The sequence below is a fragment of the Pseudomonas sp. MF6394 genome, assembly GCF_002018845.1.
GTDB lineage: Bacteria > Pseudomonadota > Gammaproteobacteria > Pseudomonadales > Pseudomonadaceae > Aquipseudomonas > Aquipseudomonas lactis.
Window position 1 is genome coordinate 55476 of the sequence record NZ_MVOJ01000014.1, and the last position, 16970, is coordinate 72445.

The 16970-nt window shown below is 58.7% G+C and carries 19 protein-coding genes and 1 tRNA gene; 14 read left to right on the top strand and 6 right to left on the bottom strand.

Annotated features, from left to right (window positions below):
• Positions 1-9 precede the first annotated feature (9 nt).
• Positions 10-1644 (top strand): ABC-F family ATP-binding cassette domain-containing protein, encoded by a 1635-nt coding sequence (locus MF6394_RS16205; RefSeq protein WP_078467049.1) that lies wholly within the window; start codon positions 10-12, stop codon positions 1642-1644.
• Between the two features lie 69 nt (positions 1645-1713).
• The gene (locus tag MF6394_RS16210) at positions 1714-2418 is read left to right on the top strand and encodes a YoaK family protein (RefSeq protein WP_069557746.1); all 705 of its coding nucleotides are present in this window, start codon (positions 1714-1716) and stop codon (positions 2416-2418) included.
• Positions 2419-2566: 148 nt separating this feature from the next.
• Here MF6394_RS16210 and MF6394_RS16215 read toward each other — a convergent pair whose 3' ends face one another.
• The 4 genes from MF6394_RS16215 to MF6394_RS16230 all read right to left on the bottom strand — a co-directional run bounded on the left by MF6394_RS16215 (position 2567) and on the right by MF6394_RS16230 (position 4383).
• Entirely contained in the window at positions 2567-2920 is a 354-nt protein-coding gene (locus tag MF6394_RS16215) for a hypothetical protein (RefSeq protein ID WP_078467050.1), read from the bottom strand.
• Between the two features lie 172 nt (positions 2921-3092).
• Complete coding sequence (locus MF6394_RS16220) at positions 3093-3404, bottom strand: AzlD domain-containing protein (protein ID WP_047710921.1); 312 nt, start codon at positions 3402-3404, stop codon at positions 3093-3095.
• Complete coding sequence (locus tag MF6394_RS16225; protein WP_014718528.1) at positions 3401-4096, bottom strand: AzlC family ABC transporter permease; 696 nt, start codon at positions 4094-4096, stop codon at positions 3401-3403. Before MF6394_RS16225 ends, MF6394_RS16220 begins: the two co-directional genes overlap by 4 nt.
• 71 nt (positions 4097-4167) lie before the next feature.
• Positions 4168-4383: a hypothetical protein gene (locus tag MF6394_RS16230; protein WP_003191339.1), complete on the bottom strand. Its 216-nt coding sequence runs from the start codon at positions 4381-4383 to the stop codon at positions 4168-4170.
• 177 nt (positions 4384-4560) lie between these two features.
• Between MF6394_RS16230 and MF6394_RS16235 the strand changes: the two genes are divergently transcribed.
• The 8 genes from MF6394_RS16235 (at position 4561) to MF6394_RS16270 (ending at position 12542) form a co-directional block, all read left to right on the top strand.
• Positions 4561-4917, top strand: coding sequence for a metalloregulator ArsR/SmtB family transcription factor (locus MF6394_RS16235; RefSeq protein WP_044274039.1), 357 nt, complete (start codon positions 4561-4563; stop codon positions 4915-4917).
• 19 nt (positions 4918-4936) lie between these two features.
• Positions 4937-6220, top strand: a complete 1284-nt coding sequence (locus tag MF6394_RS16240) for an arsenic transporter (RefSeq protein ID WP_078467051.1) — start codon at positions 4937-4939, stop codon at positions 6218-6220.
• Between the two features lie 11 nt (positions 6221-6231).
• Entirely contained in the window at positions 6232-6714 is a 483-nt protein-coding gene (locus MF6394_RS16245; RefSeq protein ID WP_044273938.1) for an arsenate reductase ArsC, read from the top strand.
• A gap of 410 nt (positions 6715-7124) precedes the next feature.
• The gene (locus tag MF6394_RS16250) at positions 7125-7736 is read left to right on the top strand and encodes a LysE family transporter (protein WP_078467052.1); all 612 of its coding nucleotides are present in this window, start codon (positions 7125-7127) and stop codon (positions 7734-7736) included.
• A 318-nt stretch (positions 7737-8054) separates the two neighbouring features.
• Positions 8055-8348 carry a hypothetical protein gene (locus MF6394_RS16255; RefSeq protein WP_078467053.1) on the top strand — a complete coding sequence of 98 codons (294 nt, stop codon included), beginning with the start codon at positions 8055-8057 and terminating at the stop codon, positions 8346-8348.
• Between the two features lie 236 nt (positions 8349-8584).
• Positions 8585-11299 carry a magnesium-translocating P-type ATPase gene (gene mgtA, locus MF6394_RS16260; RefSeq protein ID WP_078467054.1) on the top strand — a complete coding sequence of 905 codons (2715 nt, stop codon included), beginning with the start codon at positions 8585-8587 and terminating at the stop codon, positions 11297-11299.
• Positions 11300-11363: 64 nt separating this feature from the next.
• Positions 11364-11711 (top strand): DUF2493 domain-containing protein, encoded by a 348-nt coding sequence (locus MF6394_RS16265; RefSeq protein ID WP_005788155.1) that lies wholly within the window; start codon positions 11364-11366, stop codon positions 11709-11711.
• A gap of 18 nt (positions 11712-11729) precedes the next feature.
• On the top strand, positions 11730-12542 hold the full coding sequence (locus MF6394_RS16270; RefSeq protein WP_078467055.1) for a hypothetical protein: 813 nt from the start codon (positions 11730-11732) through the stop codon (positions 12540-12542).
• On the opposite strand, the gene MF6394_RS16275 is transcribed toward MF6394_RS16270, so the two are convergent.
• Positions 12539-13237 (bottom strand): tellurite resistance TerB family protein, encoded by a 699-nt coding sequence (locus MF6394_RS16275; protein ID WP_069557755.1) that lies wholly within the window; start codon positions 13235-13237, stop codon positions 12539-12541. The two genes, MF6394_RS16270 and MF6394_RS16275, sit on opposite strands and share 4 nt — an antisense overlap.
• Before the next feature lie 125 nt (positions 13238-13362).
• Here MF6394_RS16275 and MF6394_RS16280 point away from each other — a divergent pair, with 125 nt between their 5' ends.
• Positions 13363-13890: a DinB family protein gene (locus MF6394_RS16280; protein WP_078467056.1), complete on the top strand. Its 528-nt coding sequence runs from the start codon at positions 13363-13365 to the stop codon at positions 13888-13890.
• A gap of 572 nt (positions 13891-14462) precedes the next feature.
• Here MF6394_RS16280 and MF6394_RS16290 read toward each other — a convergent pair.
• The gene (locus MF6394_RS16290; protein ID WP_078467057.1) at positions 14463-14939 is read right to left on the bottom strand and encodes a hypothetical protein; all 477 of its coding nucleotides are present in this window, start codon (positions 14937-14939) and stop codon (positions 14463-14465) included.
• 223 nt (positions 14940-15162) lie between these two features.
• Between MF6394_RS16290 and MF6394_RS16295 the strand changes: the two genes are divergently transcribed.
• The 3 genes from MF6394_RS16295 (at position 15163) to MF6394_RS35200 (ending at position 16768) form a co-directional block, all read left to right on the top strand.
• A tRNA-Leu gene (locus tag MF6394_RS16295) sits at positions 15163-15249 on the top strand.
• 316 nt (positions 15250-15565) lie between these two features.
• The gene (locus MF6394_RS16300; RefSeq protein ID WP_078467058.1) at positions 15566-16234 is read left to right on the top strand and encodes a hypothetical protein; all 669 of its coding nucleotides are present in this window, start codon (positions 15566-15568) and stop codon (positions 16232-16234) included.
• 336 nt (positions 16235-16570) lie between these two features.
• A complete protein-coding gene (locus MF6394_RS35200; protein WP_161952164.1) occupies positions 16571-16768 on the top strand; it encodes a carbon storage regulator in 198 nt (65 codons plus the stop codon).
• The last annotated feature ends 202 nt before the right edge of the window (positions 16769-16970 follow it).

Sequence of the window (16970 nt, forward strand, 5' to 3'; positions counted from 1 at the left end):
GAGGTGCTGATGACTGACGTCAAACGGCTGCCCGCGCTTGTTTCCCTGCAACACCTGTCTTTCCAGTTCGCCAATGGCGAAACCTTGCTGGCCGACGTAAACCTGTCCATTGATCAAACGCCTACCGGTATCGTCGGGCGCAATGGACGGGGCAAAAGTATCCTGGCCAAGTTGATGGCCGGCGTGCTGCTGCCCTCCTCCGGCACGTTGAAAAAACCGGCCCATGTTGCCTATGTGCCCCAGGCCATCGCGGTTCAAGCAGGGCAAACCATCGCCGATATCACCGCAACTGCCGCGGCCTTGGCTGCCCTTGAGCGTATGGCCCGGGGCAATGCACGCGTCAGTGACCTGGAGCTGATCGACGACCGCTGGGACCTCGCCGAACGCCTGCGCCAGGCGCTGGATGCAGCGGGTTTGCCAACCCTCAGTGCCAGTACCCCGGCCGATCAACTCAGCGGCGGCCAACTCGCCAGGGTTGCGCTGATCGGGGCGTTGTTGGCGGCGCCGCAGTTGCTGATTCTGGATGAACCCAGCAACCACCTTGACGCTGCCGGGCGCGATTGGCTGTTGCATGTGTTGCGCGATTGGCGCGGCGGGCTGGTGGTGGTCAGCCATGATCGGCAACTGCTCAACGCCATGGGCCGCATCATCGAGCTGTCGCCTCTGGGCATTCAAGCCTATGGCGGCAACTACGATGCCTATCGCCAACAACGCGATACTCACCAGCAGGCCGCGATTGCCGCGTGGGAACAGGCGCGTCTGGCCCGCAGCCGCGAACGTCGGCGCCTGCAAAAAGACCACGACGACCTGCAGCGCCACGCCGCACGCGCACGTAAACAGGCCGAGACCGCCAACGTCGACCGTTTTACCAAGGCCCGCTGGAAAAGCGCAGCCAAGGAGATTGTCAGCACGGTACGCAGTGCCCATCACGATCACAAAAACCAACTCGACGCCCAAGTGCGCCAAGCTTACGAGCGCGTGGCGGATGAGACGCCCACACTGCTCACATTACCAGGCTCAACCGTCCCGAATGGCCGCCAGGTGCTGGTGCTGGAACAGGCGCAATTACCCTGGCTTGATCCCCTGGCACCCGCCAGCTACCTGACGCTCAACCTGACAGGCCCGGCTCGCGTTGCCGTACGTGGGCCGAACGGTTGCGGCAAATCGACCTTGCTCAAACTGCTTGCGGGCCATTGGCGGGCGGTCAGTGGCAAATGCAGCGTCGCGGTGCCCAGCGCCTATATCGATCAGCACCTGGCGCTGCTGGACGACCGACGCAGCCTGGTCGAACAACTCAACTTGCTCGATACGCCATTGGCCGAAGCCGAACTGCGTACACGCCTGGCGTTGTTGCAGCTGGACGCGCTGCGGGTCACGCAGCCGGTAGGGCAACTCAGCGGCGGCGAGCGTTTGAAAGCCGCGATGGCGGTAGCCTTGTGGCGTGAAACACCGGCGCAGTTGCTCCTGTTGGATGAGCCCACCAATCACCTGGACCTGGAATCGGTGCTGGCGTTTGAGCAGGCACTGAAGGGGTTTACCGGCGCGCTGCTGGCCGTATCACACGACGAGGCATTCTTGCAGGCGATCGAGCCGACTCACCATTTGACGTGGCGCGCCACCGGCTGGCAACTGGAGCGTGTCTGAGGTCATTGCGCGGACAAGCAAAGCGCCCTACGGTAGTGGCCGGATAATCTCACCGAGGAAACCAGCCCCATGCTGCCTTCGTCCCGCAAGCCTTACACCAATGCCACGCTCGCCCATCGACAGCGCTGGCGCGGGCGGGTGGGCTTGATGCTGGTGGCCTGCCTGTCGGTGCTGGCGGGCATGACCGATGCGATCGGTTTCATGGCCAGCGGCGATTTCGTCTCGTTCATGAGTGGTAACACCACGCGCCTGGCGGTGGCCATCAGTGCGGGCGACCTGGGGCTCACTGGGCGGCTGGTGTTGTTGGTCGCCACCTTCGTGGTCGGCAATGCCTTGGGCGTATTGGTCAGCCGTTTCAGCAAGCGCCATGCGCTGCCCTTATTGCTGTGCATCGGTGCCTTGCTCTGCGCTGCGGCGTTGTGGCCTGCCACCGACACCTTACCCGCGTTGCTCGCGGCAATTATTGCCATGGGCATGCTCAACGCGGCCGTCGAAGAGGTGAACGGGCTGCCGGTGGGACTGACCTACGTTACTGGGGCGCTGTCACGTTTTGGTCGCGGGCTGGGCCGCTGGTTATTGGGCGAGCGCCGCAATGGTTGGCGCGTGCAACTGATTCCGTGGGCCGGGATGTTTATCGGCGCGGTGATAGGCGCCCTGCTGGAACAGCAGATGGGCCTGCGTGCACTGTGGGTCAGTGGTGCGTTGGCCGGGGCTTTAGGGGTGGTGACACTGTTGATTCCGCGACGCTGGCACTTGGGTTTCATGCCCCGGTGAGGTTGGGGTGGAGGAGCTCGTTCGACGTTTAAGCCTCGACATCCGTGTACCGGTAAAGAGCCATCACGTCGAACGAGCACGTGAATCATAGGCCAATGCCCAGCGGCTGTCCCGCCAGGCGTTTCGGAATATGACTAAGGCAACCGACTTACAGACAAGTGGCCAGTGCTGCCAAGCGACGCTTGGCCGGCATAGTGTCCTGTGCGGCATAGTAGTTGACCTTGGAACCCGCGCCGGTGCTGAGTACATCGACAAAGTAATCGCCACCGGTGGTATACACCGTAAAACCACCCGCCTCGGTCGCTTCCTTGAAGCCGCCAGCATCGACGCCGAACACGCTTTCATCCTGCCAGCCGAATTGGATGCACTGGGCAACGACCAGAGTGGCCTTGTCTGATGCCAAGGTCTTGTAGGGGCTGCCTGCGCGCGCCTCTTTCATCTTCGAACCGGCGCAACCGGCCAGGGCCGCCAGTATCAATGCGCCCATTACCACTTTGTGCATGGCATTGCTTCCTTGGAAAAACCGTGACTCTACCACTGTGCGTCTGCCAACTGACGCGCCCATGAACTTTGTTTCACTGTGAAGAGCAAACACGCTGCCTATAGTAGCCAGGCTCATTTTTTAGAAGTCTCCCTTCTGCCCGCCACCCCGCGGGCTTTTTTTTGCCCGGGTGTCAAAACCACCAACGCAGCAGATAGAACAGCGCCATGCTCAATAGCACGGTGGTCAACACGCTGCGCGTCCAGTACATCAACGCCACGGCGCAGATGCCGGCCAGCAGGTAAGGGTTGGTCGGGCTCAGGTTGAGCTGATGGTCCGCCAGGAAAATAATCGGCCCGCAGATCGCGGTGAGCATGCCCGGCACGGCGAAGCCCAGGAATTCACGCGCGCCGCGATTGAGCCGTACCGGCAAGCGTGGCTCGATAAACAGGTAACGGTTGAAGAACACCACCAGGCCCATGGCCACAATCATCAGGTAAATCATCGTTGCCCCACTCCCAGCCGTTTACAGGCAAACCCCGCGCTCATCCCCAGCACGCCCGAGACAACCACCGCAGATTCCCAGTGCAGATAACTCAACCAGACCGAGCTCAGCAGTGCCACGGCAACGCATACCACCGTGGGCACGTCGCGCACCACGGGGGTGATCAAGGCAATAAAGGTCGCGGCAATCGAGAACTCCAGCCCCAATTGATCAAGGCCGGGGATGCTTTTGCCCAGCACAATGCCGGCGAGGGTGAAGAGGTTCCAGATCAGGTAAAACGTCAGGCCGACGCCCAAGGCGTACCAGCGATTGAAGGTCTGGCGGTCATAGTGGTTGACCAGGGCGAAGAACTCATCGGTCAACAAAAACCCCAGGCTCATGCGCCAGCGGGTGTTGAGCGAAGACAGTGTAGGACGCATGTGCATGCCATAGAGCAGATGCTGGGATGTGAGCAGCAAGGTGGTCAGCACGATGGAAATCAGGCTGGCACCGCTCTTGACCATGCCGATGGCCACCAATTGTGCGGCACCGGCAAACACAATGGCCGACAAACCTTGGGCTTGCAGCGGGGTAAATTGCGCGTCGATGGCCATGGAGCCGGCCAGCAACCCCCAGGGCGCACAGGCCAAGGACAAGGGAATGACGGCGATGGCGCCGCGGGTGAAGGCGTAATGAGGTAATGCAGTGGGCATGGAAACGGCTCATCGACAGACAGTCGACAAGCATGCCAGCACCAGCGAAGGCGTGTCTTGAACGATCTTGCTCAGGCGAGCTTGACCGACACCTGCTCCACCGAATCCCGGGCCTCGCGCAACTCGTAGGCATCCTGGTTCAGCCGGTGGATGGTATTGAGCAGGCGTTGGCGCAGCACTTCATCGCCGAGTTTTTCCACGGCGCGCATCAGGTCAAACGCCGCAGTTTCGTTATTTTCCGCGACGGAATCCAGGGTCTTGCGCAGGTTGCGGGTGGCTCGGGTCACGCGGGGTCTTCCTTCATCAGCAATGGGCAGGCACGTTAGGACATTTGTGTTTCATTTTAATTTCAAACAGTTGTGGTGGTTTCACAGGCGTTTGATCCATATCAACTGAAACAAGATTTGACCGACATATATGGAAATACGTATATTCGAATATCTCTGCTTGAAAAGTCCTTGACCGTGTCAGATCTCTTCTCCCCTCCCACCCTGTTCAAGTGCCTGGCCGATGCCACCCGTACACGGGTGACCTTATTGATCCTGCGCGAGGGCGAACTTTGTGTGTGTGAGTTGATCCATGCCTTGGACGACAGCCAGCCAAAAATCTCCCGCCATCTCGCGCAATTGCGCAGTTGCGGCCTGCTGGTGGACCGTCGTCAAGGGCAATGGATCTACTACCGCATCAATCCGGCACTGCCCGCCTGGGTCACTCAGGTGCTGGACACCACCCTACAAGCCAACCAGCCATGGTTGCAGGACGACGCACTGCGTCTGAATGCAATGGGCGACCGACCACAACGGGCCAGCACCTGCTGCTGAGCCATCGGAGCGTTTATTCATGCTTGTCGCAATTGCGATTTTCCTCGTCACCATCGTGCTGGTCATCTGGCAACCCAAGGGCCTGGGCGTCGGCTGGAGTGCCACCCTGGGCGCGATCCTGGCGCTGGCGTGTGGGGTGATCAGCCTGGCGGACATCCCGGTGGTGTGGCACATCATCTGGAACGCCACCGGCACCTTCGTCGCGCTGATCATCATCAGCTTGTTGCTGGACGAGGCAGGCTTTTTCGCCTGGACGGCCCTGCATGTGGCGCGTTGGGGCCGTGGTCGCGGGCGGCGGTTGTTTGCTTATATGGTGCTGCTGGGTGCGCTGGTATCGGCGCTGTTTGCCAATGACGGTGCGGCGTTGATCCTGACGCCTATCGTGATGTCGATGCTGCTGGCCTTGCGCTTCTCTCCGGCGGCAACCCTGGCCTTTGTCATAGGTGCGGGGTTTATCGCCGACACGGCGAGCCTGCCGCTGGTGGTGTCGAACCTAGTGAATATCGTCTCGGCGGACTATTTCAAGATTGGCTTCAACGAATACGCAGCGGTGATGGTGCCGGTGAACCTGGTCAGTGTCGCCGCCACGCTCGCGGTGCTGCTGTGGTTTTTCCGCCGGGATATTCCGCAGACCTACGACCCGGCCGATCTGGATGACCCCGCCAGTGCCATTCATGACCGTGCGACCTTTCGCGCCGGCTGGTGGGTGCTGGGTATTCTGCTGGTTGGCTGTTTTGCCCTGGAACCGCTGGGCATTCCCATCAGTGCGATTTCGGCGGCCTGTGCGGTGTTGCTGCTGGTGATTGCTGCCAAAGGTCATCAGATTTCCACGCGCAAAGTCCTCAAGGAAGCCCCGTGGCAGATCGTGATTTTTTCCCTGGGCATGTACCTGGTGGTGTATGGCCTGCGCAACGCCGGCCTGACTGACTATCTGGCGACCTGGCTCGACACCTTCGCCAGCTACGGTATATGGGGCGCGGCCATGGGCACCGGGGTGCTGACGGCGCTGCTCTCCTCGGCCATGAATAACCTGCCGACCGTGCTGATTGGCGCGTTGTCCATCGAGTCCAGCCATGCCGTGGGCGTGGTCAAGGACGCGATGATCTACGCCAATGTGATCGGCAGCGACCTGGGCCCCAAAATCACCCCCATCGGCAGTTTGGCCACTTTGCTGTGGCTGCATATCCTGGCGCGCAAAGGCATCACCATCACCTGGGGTTACTACTTCAAGGTCGGGATCGTGCTGACCTTGCCCGTGCTGCTGATCACCCTCGCCGCCCTCGCCTTGCGCCTGAGCCTCTAAAGGAACGCCCCATGAAAGTCCTGTTCATGTGTACCGCCAACAGTTGCCGCAGCATCTTGTCCGAGGCGATGTTCAACCACTTGGCACCGTCGGGCTTCGAGGCGGTCAGCTCTGGCAGCTTCCCCAAGGGGCAGGTGCTGCCACGCAGCCTGACCACGTTGCAGGCGGCGGGCATCAGCACTGACGGCCTGTACAGCAAAGGCAATGACGCCTTTGAAGACAGCCCGCCGGATGTGGTCATCACCGTGTGCGATAAAGCGGCCGGTGAAGCGTGCCCGGTGTATTTCGGCCCAGCAGTGAAGACGCATTGGGGCTTGGAAGACCCTTCCGTGGTACAGGGTGATGAGGCGCAAGTAGAAGCGGCATTCAAAGCCACCCTCGACATTATCGCTGCACGCTGCGAGGCATTTTTTGCGCTGCCCTTTGCGAGTTTGTCGCCGGATGAATTGAAGGCTGAAGTCGACCGCATTGCCTCAACACCACAGCCTTTGTAGGAGCGAGCTTGCTCGCGAAAAACCCATAGGCACTGCGTTCATTCAGGAAACGCGCGTTATCGTTGACGCTTTTCGCGAGCAAGCTCGCTCCTACAGGAGGCGCTGATTCTGTGGGCAATGCATGGCCAATGTGGGAGCTGGCTTGCCTGCGAAAGCGGTGGTTCAGTTATAGATTCAGTGGCTGACGCACCGCCTTCGCGAGCAAGCCCGCTCCCACAGGGGATCTGTGCCGGGCGCTGATGCTGTGGGCAATGCATGACCAATGTGGGAGCTGGCTTGCCTGCGAAAGCGGTGGTTCAGTTGAAGATTGGGGGACTGACATACCGCCATCGCGAACGTTCCTACAGAGGACGTGGTATCCCCCTCTCGGACTGACGTATGCTCTGGCACTTTCTCGAAAGGAGCTGAGCATGCTGTCGATCTTTGTTTATGCGCTGGTATTCGGCTTCGTATTTTGCCTCTCCCCCGGCGCCGTACTGGCAGAGACCCTGCGCCGCGGCTTGCTCCATGGCTTCACACCGGCCTTGCTGGTGCAATTCGGCTCGCTGGTGGGCGACGCCGTCTGGGCCGTGATTGGCCTCACCGGTATCGCACTGCTGATCCAGCATGATGCAGTGCGGGTACCACTCACAATCATCTGCGCGCTGTACCTGGCCTGGTTGGGCATCCGCAGCCTGATTGACGCCTGGCAGTTGCCCGCAACCGACAACGCCCCTGCCATCTCAGGCAAAAATGCGTTGGCGGTGGGCGCGGCGATTTCCCTGGCAAACCCGAAAAATATTGTCTACTGGGGCGCCCTGGGCAGCGCCCTGTCGGGGATTGTCGGTACCACCCCCAGCCACGGGCAGACCCTGATGTTTTTTGCCGGCTTCATGCTGGCGTCGGTGCTCTCGTGTTTTCTCACTGCCGCCTTGGTAAACCTGCTGCGCAAAAACGCATCACCGACTTGGCAACGCGTGAGTTATGCGGCCTGCGGTTTAGTATTGATCTATCTGGCGCTACTCGCCGCGCAAGGTATATGAAGTTATTCAACCTACAACTTACGCGCGGCTCTTATCTGAACGAACTCTGAACACCGGATAATTTAATTAATCATACGTTGACATTCACTGACGCCCTGAGTAGATTGCCCGTGCCCGCAACTGGGGCCTTTTTTAAACCTCACAAAAGAAGCCAATGGACACAGTATCTAGTCGCTGTCCGAGCACCGCCTCTGCGGGCATCGGGCGCCAAACCCAGAATATGACAGGACTCGCGTTCCAGGTCCGGTAAGCTGCGCTAGAGCTTGATGCTCCACCGTAACTGCCTCACCGGTCGCCCGTCCGGTCCCGAGGTGTGTTATGACCTTCCAACTCCTTGTTTTGCCCGATCCACGCACCCTGGCCGCAGCCCTGCGCGCCAAGCTGTGCCGAGCGTCGGCTGGCTTTTCGCCAACCCGCTCAACCTTTGCCGCACCCTCCCCTCAAGTGCGCCCGGCACCGCCGCTGGCGCACTGGCGTATCTGCCCTGAAAGCGGCCACCTGATGCAGCACTGGGATCACGCCGACCCTCTAGACCCACAGAGACCCCAGGTTTCCAGCCTGGCGCAAGCGCGCTTGCTGTTCGGTCTTTACCTGAGCGCTCGCGCCGCCTGACCTGGCTGAAAACAACAACTTTCTTATTGATGACCCTGGAGTTCGTTATGAACAGGTCCAGTAGTAGCCCGCTGGACGTTAGTTAATTAACGCGCCGTTAGCGGGCCCTTCAGAAGTTATGTGAACACCTTATTTAAACCGATCGCGAAGTTTGCGGCTCGGCATGCTTTCGCTCGCCTGTCTGCAGGTAAGTACCGGGTATGTTTTGTCGAGAATTGGCGACAGGAGTACAGACAATGAGCGCCGTAAAAAACACGCCTCTGCACAAGAAAAATGGCACCGCCGCCGACACCAAGCTGTCGATGCGTGCCGCCCGTGAAGCCCACAATGGCCTGGCGGCCACCCTCGCCAATGTACGGGCCACCCAGGACGGCCTGACCGAGTTGGACGCCTCGGCGCGCCTGCAACGGGAAGGCTATAACGAAGTCGCCCATGACAAGCCGCCGCACGCGATCATCCAGTTCCTGCAGGCACTGAACAACCCGTTCATCTACGTGCTGTTGACCCTAGGCGGCATCAGCTTTGTGACTGACTGCTGGCTACCGATGCAGGAAGGCGAAGAAGCCGACCCGACCAAGGTCGTCATCATCATGACCATGGTGTTGCTCAGCAGCCTGCTGCGTTTCTGGCAGGAACACCGCTCGGCCAAATCCGCCGAGGCCCTTAAGGCCATGGTGCGCACCACCGCCACCGTGCTGCGCCGCGAGCAGGTTGGTGCTCAGCCCACCTTGCGTGAAGTACCGATGCGTGACCTAGTGGCCGGCGATATCGTGCAGTTGTCTGCCGGTGACATGATCCCCGCCGATATCCGCCTGATCGAGTCCCGCGACCTGTTTATCAGCCAGGCTGTGCTGACCGGCGAAGCCTTGCCGGTGGAGAAGTACGACACCCTGGGCGATGTCACGCAAAAATCCGCCTCCACCCTCGCCGCCGACCAGGGCAACCTGCTGGACCTGCCGAACATCTGCTTCATGGGCACCAACGTGGTCAGCGGCCGCGCCAAAGCGGTGGTAGTGGCAACGGGGCCGCGCACTTACTTTGGTTCCCTGGCCAAGGCGATTGTCGGCTCGCGGGTGCAAACCGCCTTCGACCGGGGCGTGAACAGTGTCAGCTGGCTGCTGATCCGCTTCATGCTGGTGATGGTGCCCATCGTGTTCTTCCTCAATGGCTTCTCCAAGGGCGATTGGGGCGACGCCTTCCTGTTTGCCCTGGCAGTAGCCGTCGGCCTTACCCCGGAAATGCTGCCGATGATCGTCAGCGCCAACCTGGCCAAGGGCGCTACGGCCATGGCCAAGCGCAAGGTGGTGGTCAAGCGCCTCAATGCGATCCAGAACTTCGGTTCGATGGACGTGCTGTGCACCGACAAGACCGGCACCCTCACCCAGGACAAGATCATCCTCGAGCATCACGTCAATGCCTTCGGCCAGCGCGATGACGCCGTGCTGTCCCTGGCCTGGCTCAACAGCTTTCACCAGAGCGGCATGAAAAACCTGATGGACCAGGCGGTGGTGCAGTTCTCGGAACAGAACCCCAAGTTCCAAGTGCCGTTTGCCTACAGCAAGGTCGATGAATTGCCGTTCGACTTTGTTCGTCGTCGCCTGTCGATCGTGGTCAAGGATGCCGCCGGTGACCAGTTGCTGGTGTGCAAGGGCGCGGTGGAAGAGATGCTGAGCATTGCCACACATGTCATGGAGGCCGGCGAAGCCTTGCCCCTGGATGACCGCCGTCGTGAGGCGCTGCTGGCGCTCGCCAATGACTACAACGAAGACGGTTTCCGCGTACTCGTAGTGGCGACCCGCAATATCCCCAAAGCACTGGCACGCCAGCAGTACACCACCAGCGACGAGCGCAACCTGGTGATCCAGGGCTTCCTGACCTTCCTGGACCCACCGAAGGAAACCGCAGGCCCAGCCATTGCGGCGCTGCAACAGATTGGCGTGGCGATCAAAGTGTTGACCGGTGACAACGCCGTGGTCACCAGCAAGATCTGCCGCCAGGTTGGCCTGGAGCCCGGCCAGCCGCTGCTGGGCGTGGAAATCGAAGCCATGGACGACGCCACCTTGCTGCGTCGCGTGGAAGAACGCACGGTGTTCGCCAAACTCACGCCACTGCAAAAATCCCGCGTGCTCAAGGCCCTGCAAACCAACGGCCACACCGTTGGCTTCCTCGGTGACGGTATCAACGATGCACCGGCGCTGCGGGATGCCGATGTGGGTATTTCGGTGGACAGCGGTACCGACATCGCCAAGGAATCGGCCGACATCATCCTGCTGGAAAAGAGCCTGATGGTGCTGGAAGAAGGCGTGCTCAAGGGCCGCGAAACCTTCGGCAATATCATGAAGTACCTGAACATGACCGCCAGCTCCAACTTCGGCAACGTGTTCTCGGTGCTGGTGGCCAGTGCGTTCATTCCGTTCATGCCGATGCTGGCGATCCACCTGCTGTTGCAAAACCTGATGTACGACATCTCCCAGTTGGCCCTGCCTTGGGACAAGATGGACAAGGAATACCTGGCTAAGCCGCGCAAGTGGGATGCAAAAAACATCGGCCGCTTCATGATCTGGATCGGGCCGACCTCGTCGATCTTCGACATCACCACCTTTGCGCTGATGTGGTACGTGTTCTCGGCCAACAGTGTGGAAATGCAGACGCTGTTCCAGTCCGGCTGGTTTATCGAGGGGCTGCTTTCGCAAACCTTGGTGGTGCATATGCTGCGCACCCGCAAGATCCCGTTCTTCCAGAGCACAGCCGCCTGGCCGGTGTTGATGATGACCTGCATCGTGATTGCCCTGGGCATCTACGTGCCGTTCTCACCGCTGGGCACCCTGGTAGGCCTGCAACCGCTGCCGCTGGCGTACTTCCCATGGCTGGTGGGCACCTTGCTGGCTTACTGCTGCGTCGCCCAACTGATGAAAACGATCTACATCCGCCGCTTCAAGCAGTGGTACTGACCCTCCCCGCCGTTCAAACGCAGGCGGCCGCCCGGTCGCCTGCGTGCAATACAAGGATTTACTCATGCGCGTGTTGATCTGTGCAGGTCGTCATTACGCCGACACCAAAAAGTCCCGCCACGTGCTGGACGCTTACCACCGCCTGCACCCAGTGCAGGTGTTGATCCACGGCGGCAACCAGTTCCTCGGCAGCGAGATCGAGGAATGGGCCCGGGAAATCGGTATCGACGTGGTGCGTTACCCGCCCAATTGGCAGCGCCACGGCAAACAGGCCGAACGCCAGCGCAACCACTTCATGCTGGCCGACAGCCGCCCCGACCTGATCATCGCCCTGCCCGGCGGTGACGATACCTCGGAGCTGGTCTGCCAGGCCAAAGCCAGCGGCATTTCGGTGCTGACCGTAGAAAGCTGAATTAAAGCGAGGTGCATCATGCACAAAAAATACACGCCGGCGCGCCGCGACGGGTTTACCAAATATCGCGCACGCCACGCTCGCCACACCCTGCTGTTACTGCCGCCAGCAAAGCGCCGTGCATTGCAGCGCAACTTGATCTTTATCGGCATAACGCTGGGCCTGGTCTTTGTCGTCGCGTTGATTTCAAAAGCGCAAGCCGCAGGCGGCGCTTATGTGGTTGATGACGGTGCGATCAACGCGCCGGGGGAATGCAACGTCGACGCCTGGTACAGCGCCCAGCGGCACGCGGGCAGTACCCACAACAGCAACGTGTCGCCCGCCTGCACGTTCAGCGCCATGCCTGCCGTGCAATGGGGCGCCGCGTTGTCACGGGCCACGGATGCAGGCAAAGGCGAGACGCAGATCAGCCCGCAAGCCAAGGTGCAGGTGCTGTCACGGCAAGACTTGGGCTTGGAACTGGCGGTTGCTGTCGGGGCGCATGTCGCGCTGGATCGCCATCACGGGTTTGATGGCGCAGACCTGAACATCCCACTCACATGGCAACCCCTGGCGCCCCTGCGGCTGAACCTGAACGCCGGCTGGAGCCACGCCTACAACGAGGGTGATCAACAGCATCGCCTGACGTGGGGCACGGGGTTCGAATATCAGTTGGCAGACGCGCTCACATTGATTGGCGAGCGCTATGGCCAGGAAGGCGGCGAACAGGCCTGGCAGGCTGGGCCGCGTTTGCACATCGGCGAATTTGTCGACGTGGACGTGCTAGTCGGGCGCAGCCTGATTGGCGATCGCGCCCAGTGGCTGACCACTGGGGCGACGCTGAGGTTCTAGGCTTTGGCCTGCTGCTCCAGATGCACCTGCAATTGCGGATCGATTTGCAACTGACCGGCCAGGTCGTCGAGGTAATTACGCTCGGCGTCCTGTTGGTCATCGACCAGCATCACGCTCGCCAGATAAATCTCCGTTGCGATTGCCGGGTCATTGGCATACTCGGCAAAATCGGCGGCATCCAGAGGCTTGGCAACTTCGGCGTCGAGCCACTGCTGCAATTGTGGGTCGTCGGTATGACGGCCGATCTCGGCGGAAATCATCTGCTGCTCTTGTGCATCGATTTCGCCATCGGCCTTGGCCGCCGCGATCAACGCACGCAGTACGCCGTGGCTATGGGCTTCGGCTTCAGGCCCTTCAAGCTGGTCAACGGTCTGGATAGCTTGCTGCGGTGCCGAAGCTTGTTGGCGTTGCCAGGCTTGGTACGCCTGGAACGCCGCCATGCCCAGGGACGCCAGCGCCGCGTAGTTCATCCCACCGCCGCTACGCGTCTGGGAGGTGCCCCCTGCCGGAGCGCCGCCCAACAAGCCACCCAGGCCACCGAGTAAACCACCCAAACCGCCGCCAGCCGAAGATGCACTGCCGGTGCCGGCGCCCTTCAACAGCCCACCTAGCAACCCGCCCAGGCCGCCGCCCGAAGCGCCGCCGCCTTGCTGCCCTGCACGCAACAGTTGTTCCAGTAGATCGCTGGTATTCATGGTGTCGCCCTCCCGGGGCGCAATAGTGGCGTTGATCAAACATAGTCCTCCCCCGATGGAACACCATGACCGTCGGGCGGGCAAGCTTTATGATGACGCCATCACGCCGACAAGGGAGAACAGCGGTGAATCGCATCGAGCACATTGCGCTGATGGCCACCTACAACCAATGGATGAACCGCAAGGTCTACGACGCCGCCGGCACCCTGACACACGCGCAGTTGACTCTGGACCGCCAAGCGTTTTTCGGTTCGATCTTCGGCACCTTGAACCACCTGATGCTGGGTGACACCGTCTGGCTCAAACGCTTTGCCGAACACCCGGCCAACTTTGCGGCCTTGGCGCCGCTGAACGGGGTGGCCACGCCCAGCGACCTCGAGCAAGTAGCCTTCCCCAGCCTTTCCGAACTAGCGGCCCATCGCGCCTGGCTGGATCAACTCATCATCGATTGGGCCCACAGCCTGCAAGAGCCCCACCTCGACCAACGCCTGCGCTATCACAACATGCGCGGCCTGGCCGCCGAGAAGCCCTTCTTCGGCCTGCTGGCGCACTTTTTCAACCACCAGACCCACCACCGCGGCCAGGTGACGACACTGCTGAGCCAGGCGGGTGTAGATGTGGGGATCACCGACTTGCTGGCACTGATTGACTAAGTACAGACACGGTCAATGTGGGAGCTGGCTTGCCTGCGATTGCAGCGCCGCGGTGTGACAGAAATACCGAGGTGCCTGCATCGAGCATAGGTATCTACACAATTTTGCAGACCGTAGCAGCCGACGGTAACCACGATGCGAAGCGAGTCGCTCTTGATCTGCTTTTGATCTTGATCTCAGGCGCCCCGTTAAACCACGCTGGCCGGAATTCGACAGGGATTTGGGGGGTAAACCGGCAGGGATGCCGGTTTAGCCGCCCCGCGCCATGGATGGCGCGTGGCGGCGGCCCCCCAAATCACTGGCGGATTACGGGCACACCGAGCCCAAGCGAGGTGCCGAGTGGTGGGGCAAGAGCGTTTTGCTTACTTTTGCGCTTTTCAAAAGTGAGCCGCCGTCAGGGCGGAACCCTAAGTGGCCGTTACCGCAGCAATGGATATACACACAATCCGCCTGTGTTGACTGTCAGGCCGCCTTCGCGAGCAAGCCCGCTCCCACAGTAGAATCGCGGGGTGTCAGCAAGACAGATGTCGGCTGTCAGGCCGCCATCGCAGGCAAGCCAGCTCCCACACTAATCACTTCACCTTGCTGCTCAAATTCTCCACACTGCGCTTCAAATCATCCAGGCTGCGCTTGAGCCCGTCGATCTCGCTTTTCTGCCGCTCTATCGTGCTCTTCTGCTCATCCACCGTCCGCTTGAGACTGGACAGCTGACTGTCACTGCTACTGGCACTCGAACCGTCCTTACGCTTGAACTCATCAAACGCACGCTCCTGCCCTTCCACCTTGCTTTTCAAGCTTTGCAGTTCGCTTTGACTCTGTTTTTGCCCGGCCTGCAGCGCCTCGACATCCCCCACGGAAACACCCGACGGCTTCAACACATAGGCACCGCCCACGTCCATCGAGCCGGCCGTTAACTTGTCTGAAGACGACGCACTAAACTCACCCCACCGCACCGCACTCCCCGCCTGCGCCGAGCTGAACACGGCAGTGCCCAACAAACCCGCCACACCCACGGCCATGATCCAAGCCTGCTTACGGACACTGAGCATCAAACGACTCCTGGCGAAATGCCGAAATGGCATATCGCTATGACTGTCATTTATGGGGCTTGTTCCTGGGTTGCTTGCGTTCATCAGCACTTGACACAAAGGCCCTGTAGATCACTGATCTGCCACGCTTTTTCCTGCGCATCTTTATGCGGGAAAACCGGCTTTGAGGTTGCGCTGAAGCGGCTGGATCTATATATTCCCAACCCTGTTACACCGCGCTACCGCCCGAATGGCGAAACTGGTAGACGCATGGGACTTAAAATCCCCCGCTCGTAAGGGCGTCCCGGTTCGATTCCGGGTTCGGGCACCATAGATATCAAGGGCTTGCCAGGGAAACCTGGGCAGGCCCTTATCTTTTCTGTTCCGCAATTTCTTCCCCGATGTCCTGCGGACCGCCCGCCCAAAAAACATCCTACAGCTCGTTAGCTCAAGGCGCGTCACATCCAAGCCTCGAGTACTGTGCGCACATACAATACCAAGGTGAGTCAGCAGAAGTGCTTGATTGCATAAAGGGCGGCAACGCTGTGGGAAGCGTTAAAAATCAGGATTCTAAAATTACTACTCCGATTAGCTAACCTCACCGTATACTCTTGTACTTCTAACCCACAATTCAAATGGACTTGCACATGAACGACATCTACAAAATACTACTCGCAGCAGCCGTTGGCTTTCTACTTTCACCGCTTACTGAAATATTAAAAAGCAGGCTCTCAGCCCGACAACAAAAATCAAAACTGGAAACAAAACTCAAAACATTCGAAACCATCTTATGCAGAGCCATACCCTCAATAACCGAAACAATCAAAAACCGAGAAAATTTCATTAGGTCTCCTGAAAAATACGTAGGAACGTTATTTATAACTCCAAATTTTATTTTCCCGAAAATAGAGTCAAATATAGATAACGCATACGATATGTTATCGAGCTCCCAGCAGCGCGGACTTTTAGATCTGGAATCACAAGCAGCTCATATAAAAAACATGCTGAAAAAGCTGCACTCGATTGAAGACGAATGCAAGTCAACAATATACAGAAAAGTAAATATAGAAAAAATAATAACCCAAGAATCCGAAATCCGAGATATTGAAAAAGAACATTACACCCGCGCTATAGCGTGTGAAAAAGCAATTTTATACACCGCTGCGTGCATGCTAGGAACATTGAGAAGATCAATTAATAATGACCCAAGCCTCCCCAAAGACATTGACACCATAAAAAATGTAAGCAAAGAGCTTGACATTAATATTGATCTCAATTGGTGGCACCAGTTTCGCGGCCAACAATCTGACGCCTAACATAAAGCCCGACAAGTGTGTTGACGTAGGACCGGCACGCCAGAGTTCTTCGTCACCCTCACTACAACTGGATTAGCCCTCATCAATTCAAAGATGGGTTGGCGCCAGCGCGGGCCGAGGAGGAACTTAACATTACGCCCAGGACTAGTTGACCACGGCCATTAAAATCCACCCCCTTTTGCCCCTCTTTTATCCATGCGTTGTAGTTCTCCCGGCGAGGGAGCGAAGCATTCAATAAGATTTATCGGCAGAACAATCAGATAAATCTTATATATTTTTCGCAAAATTCATGCGATTAATCCAGAGGATAAAGGACCTAATGAAAAGGGATATCAATTGCTAGTCATTACGAGAACGCTCAATAAAAGCCTATACATCGGCGGCGAAATTCAATTAAAAGTAATCAAGGTCGTGGGCGAAAGCGTGTCTCTAGGAGTTAGCGCGCCCAAGAACATGCGAATTGTTCGTTCAGAGCAAGAGAGAAAATCCTCTGATAACGGTTCTATCACTTTTGGTACGGAGGCTTTGAAATAGGTCAACCCCAACCGCACTGTATCAACGCCGGATCGGCTAGCAGTTTAAAGAGCACATGGGCATTGCTGTTTTTGGCGTGCTGCTGAATGCGCTGCTGTTGATGGCTGACGATTTGACGTCTACGATTCGCACGAGCTGTACTTGTTCGAGTGATGTGTGTTCGCAAAAAAAAGGGGAAAGATTTATTTTCCAGAGGCTCATT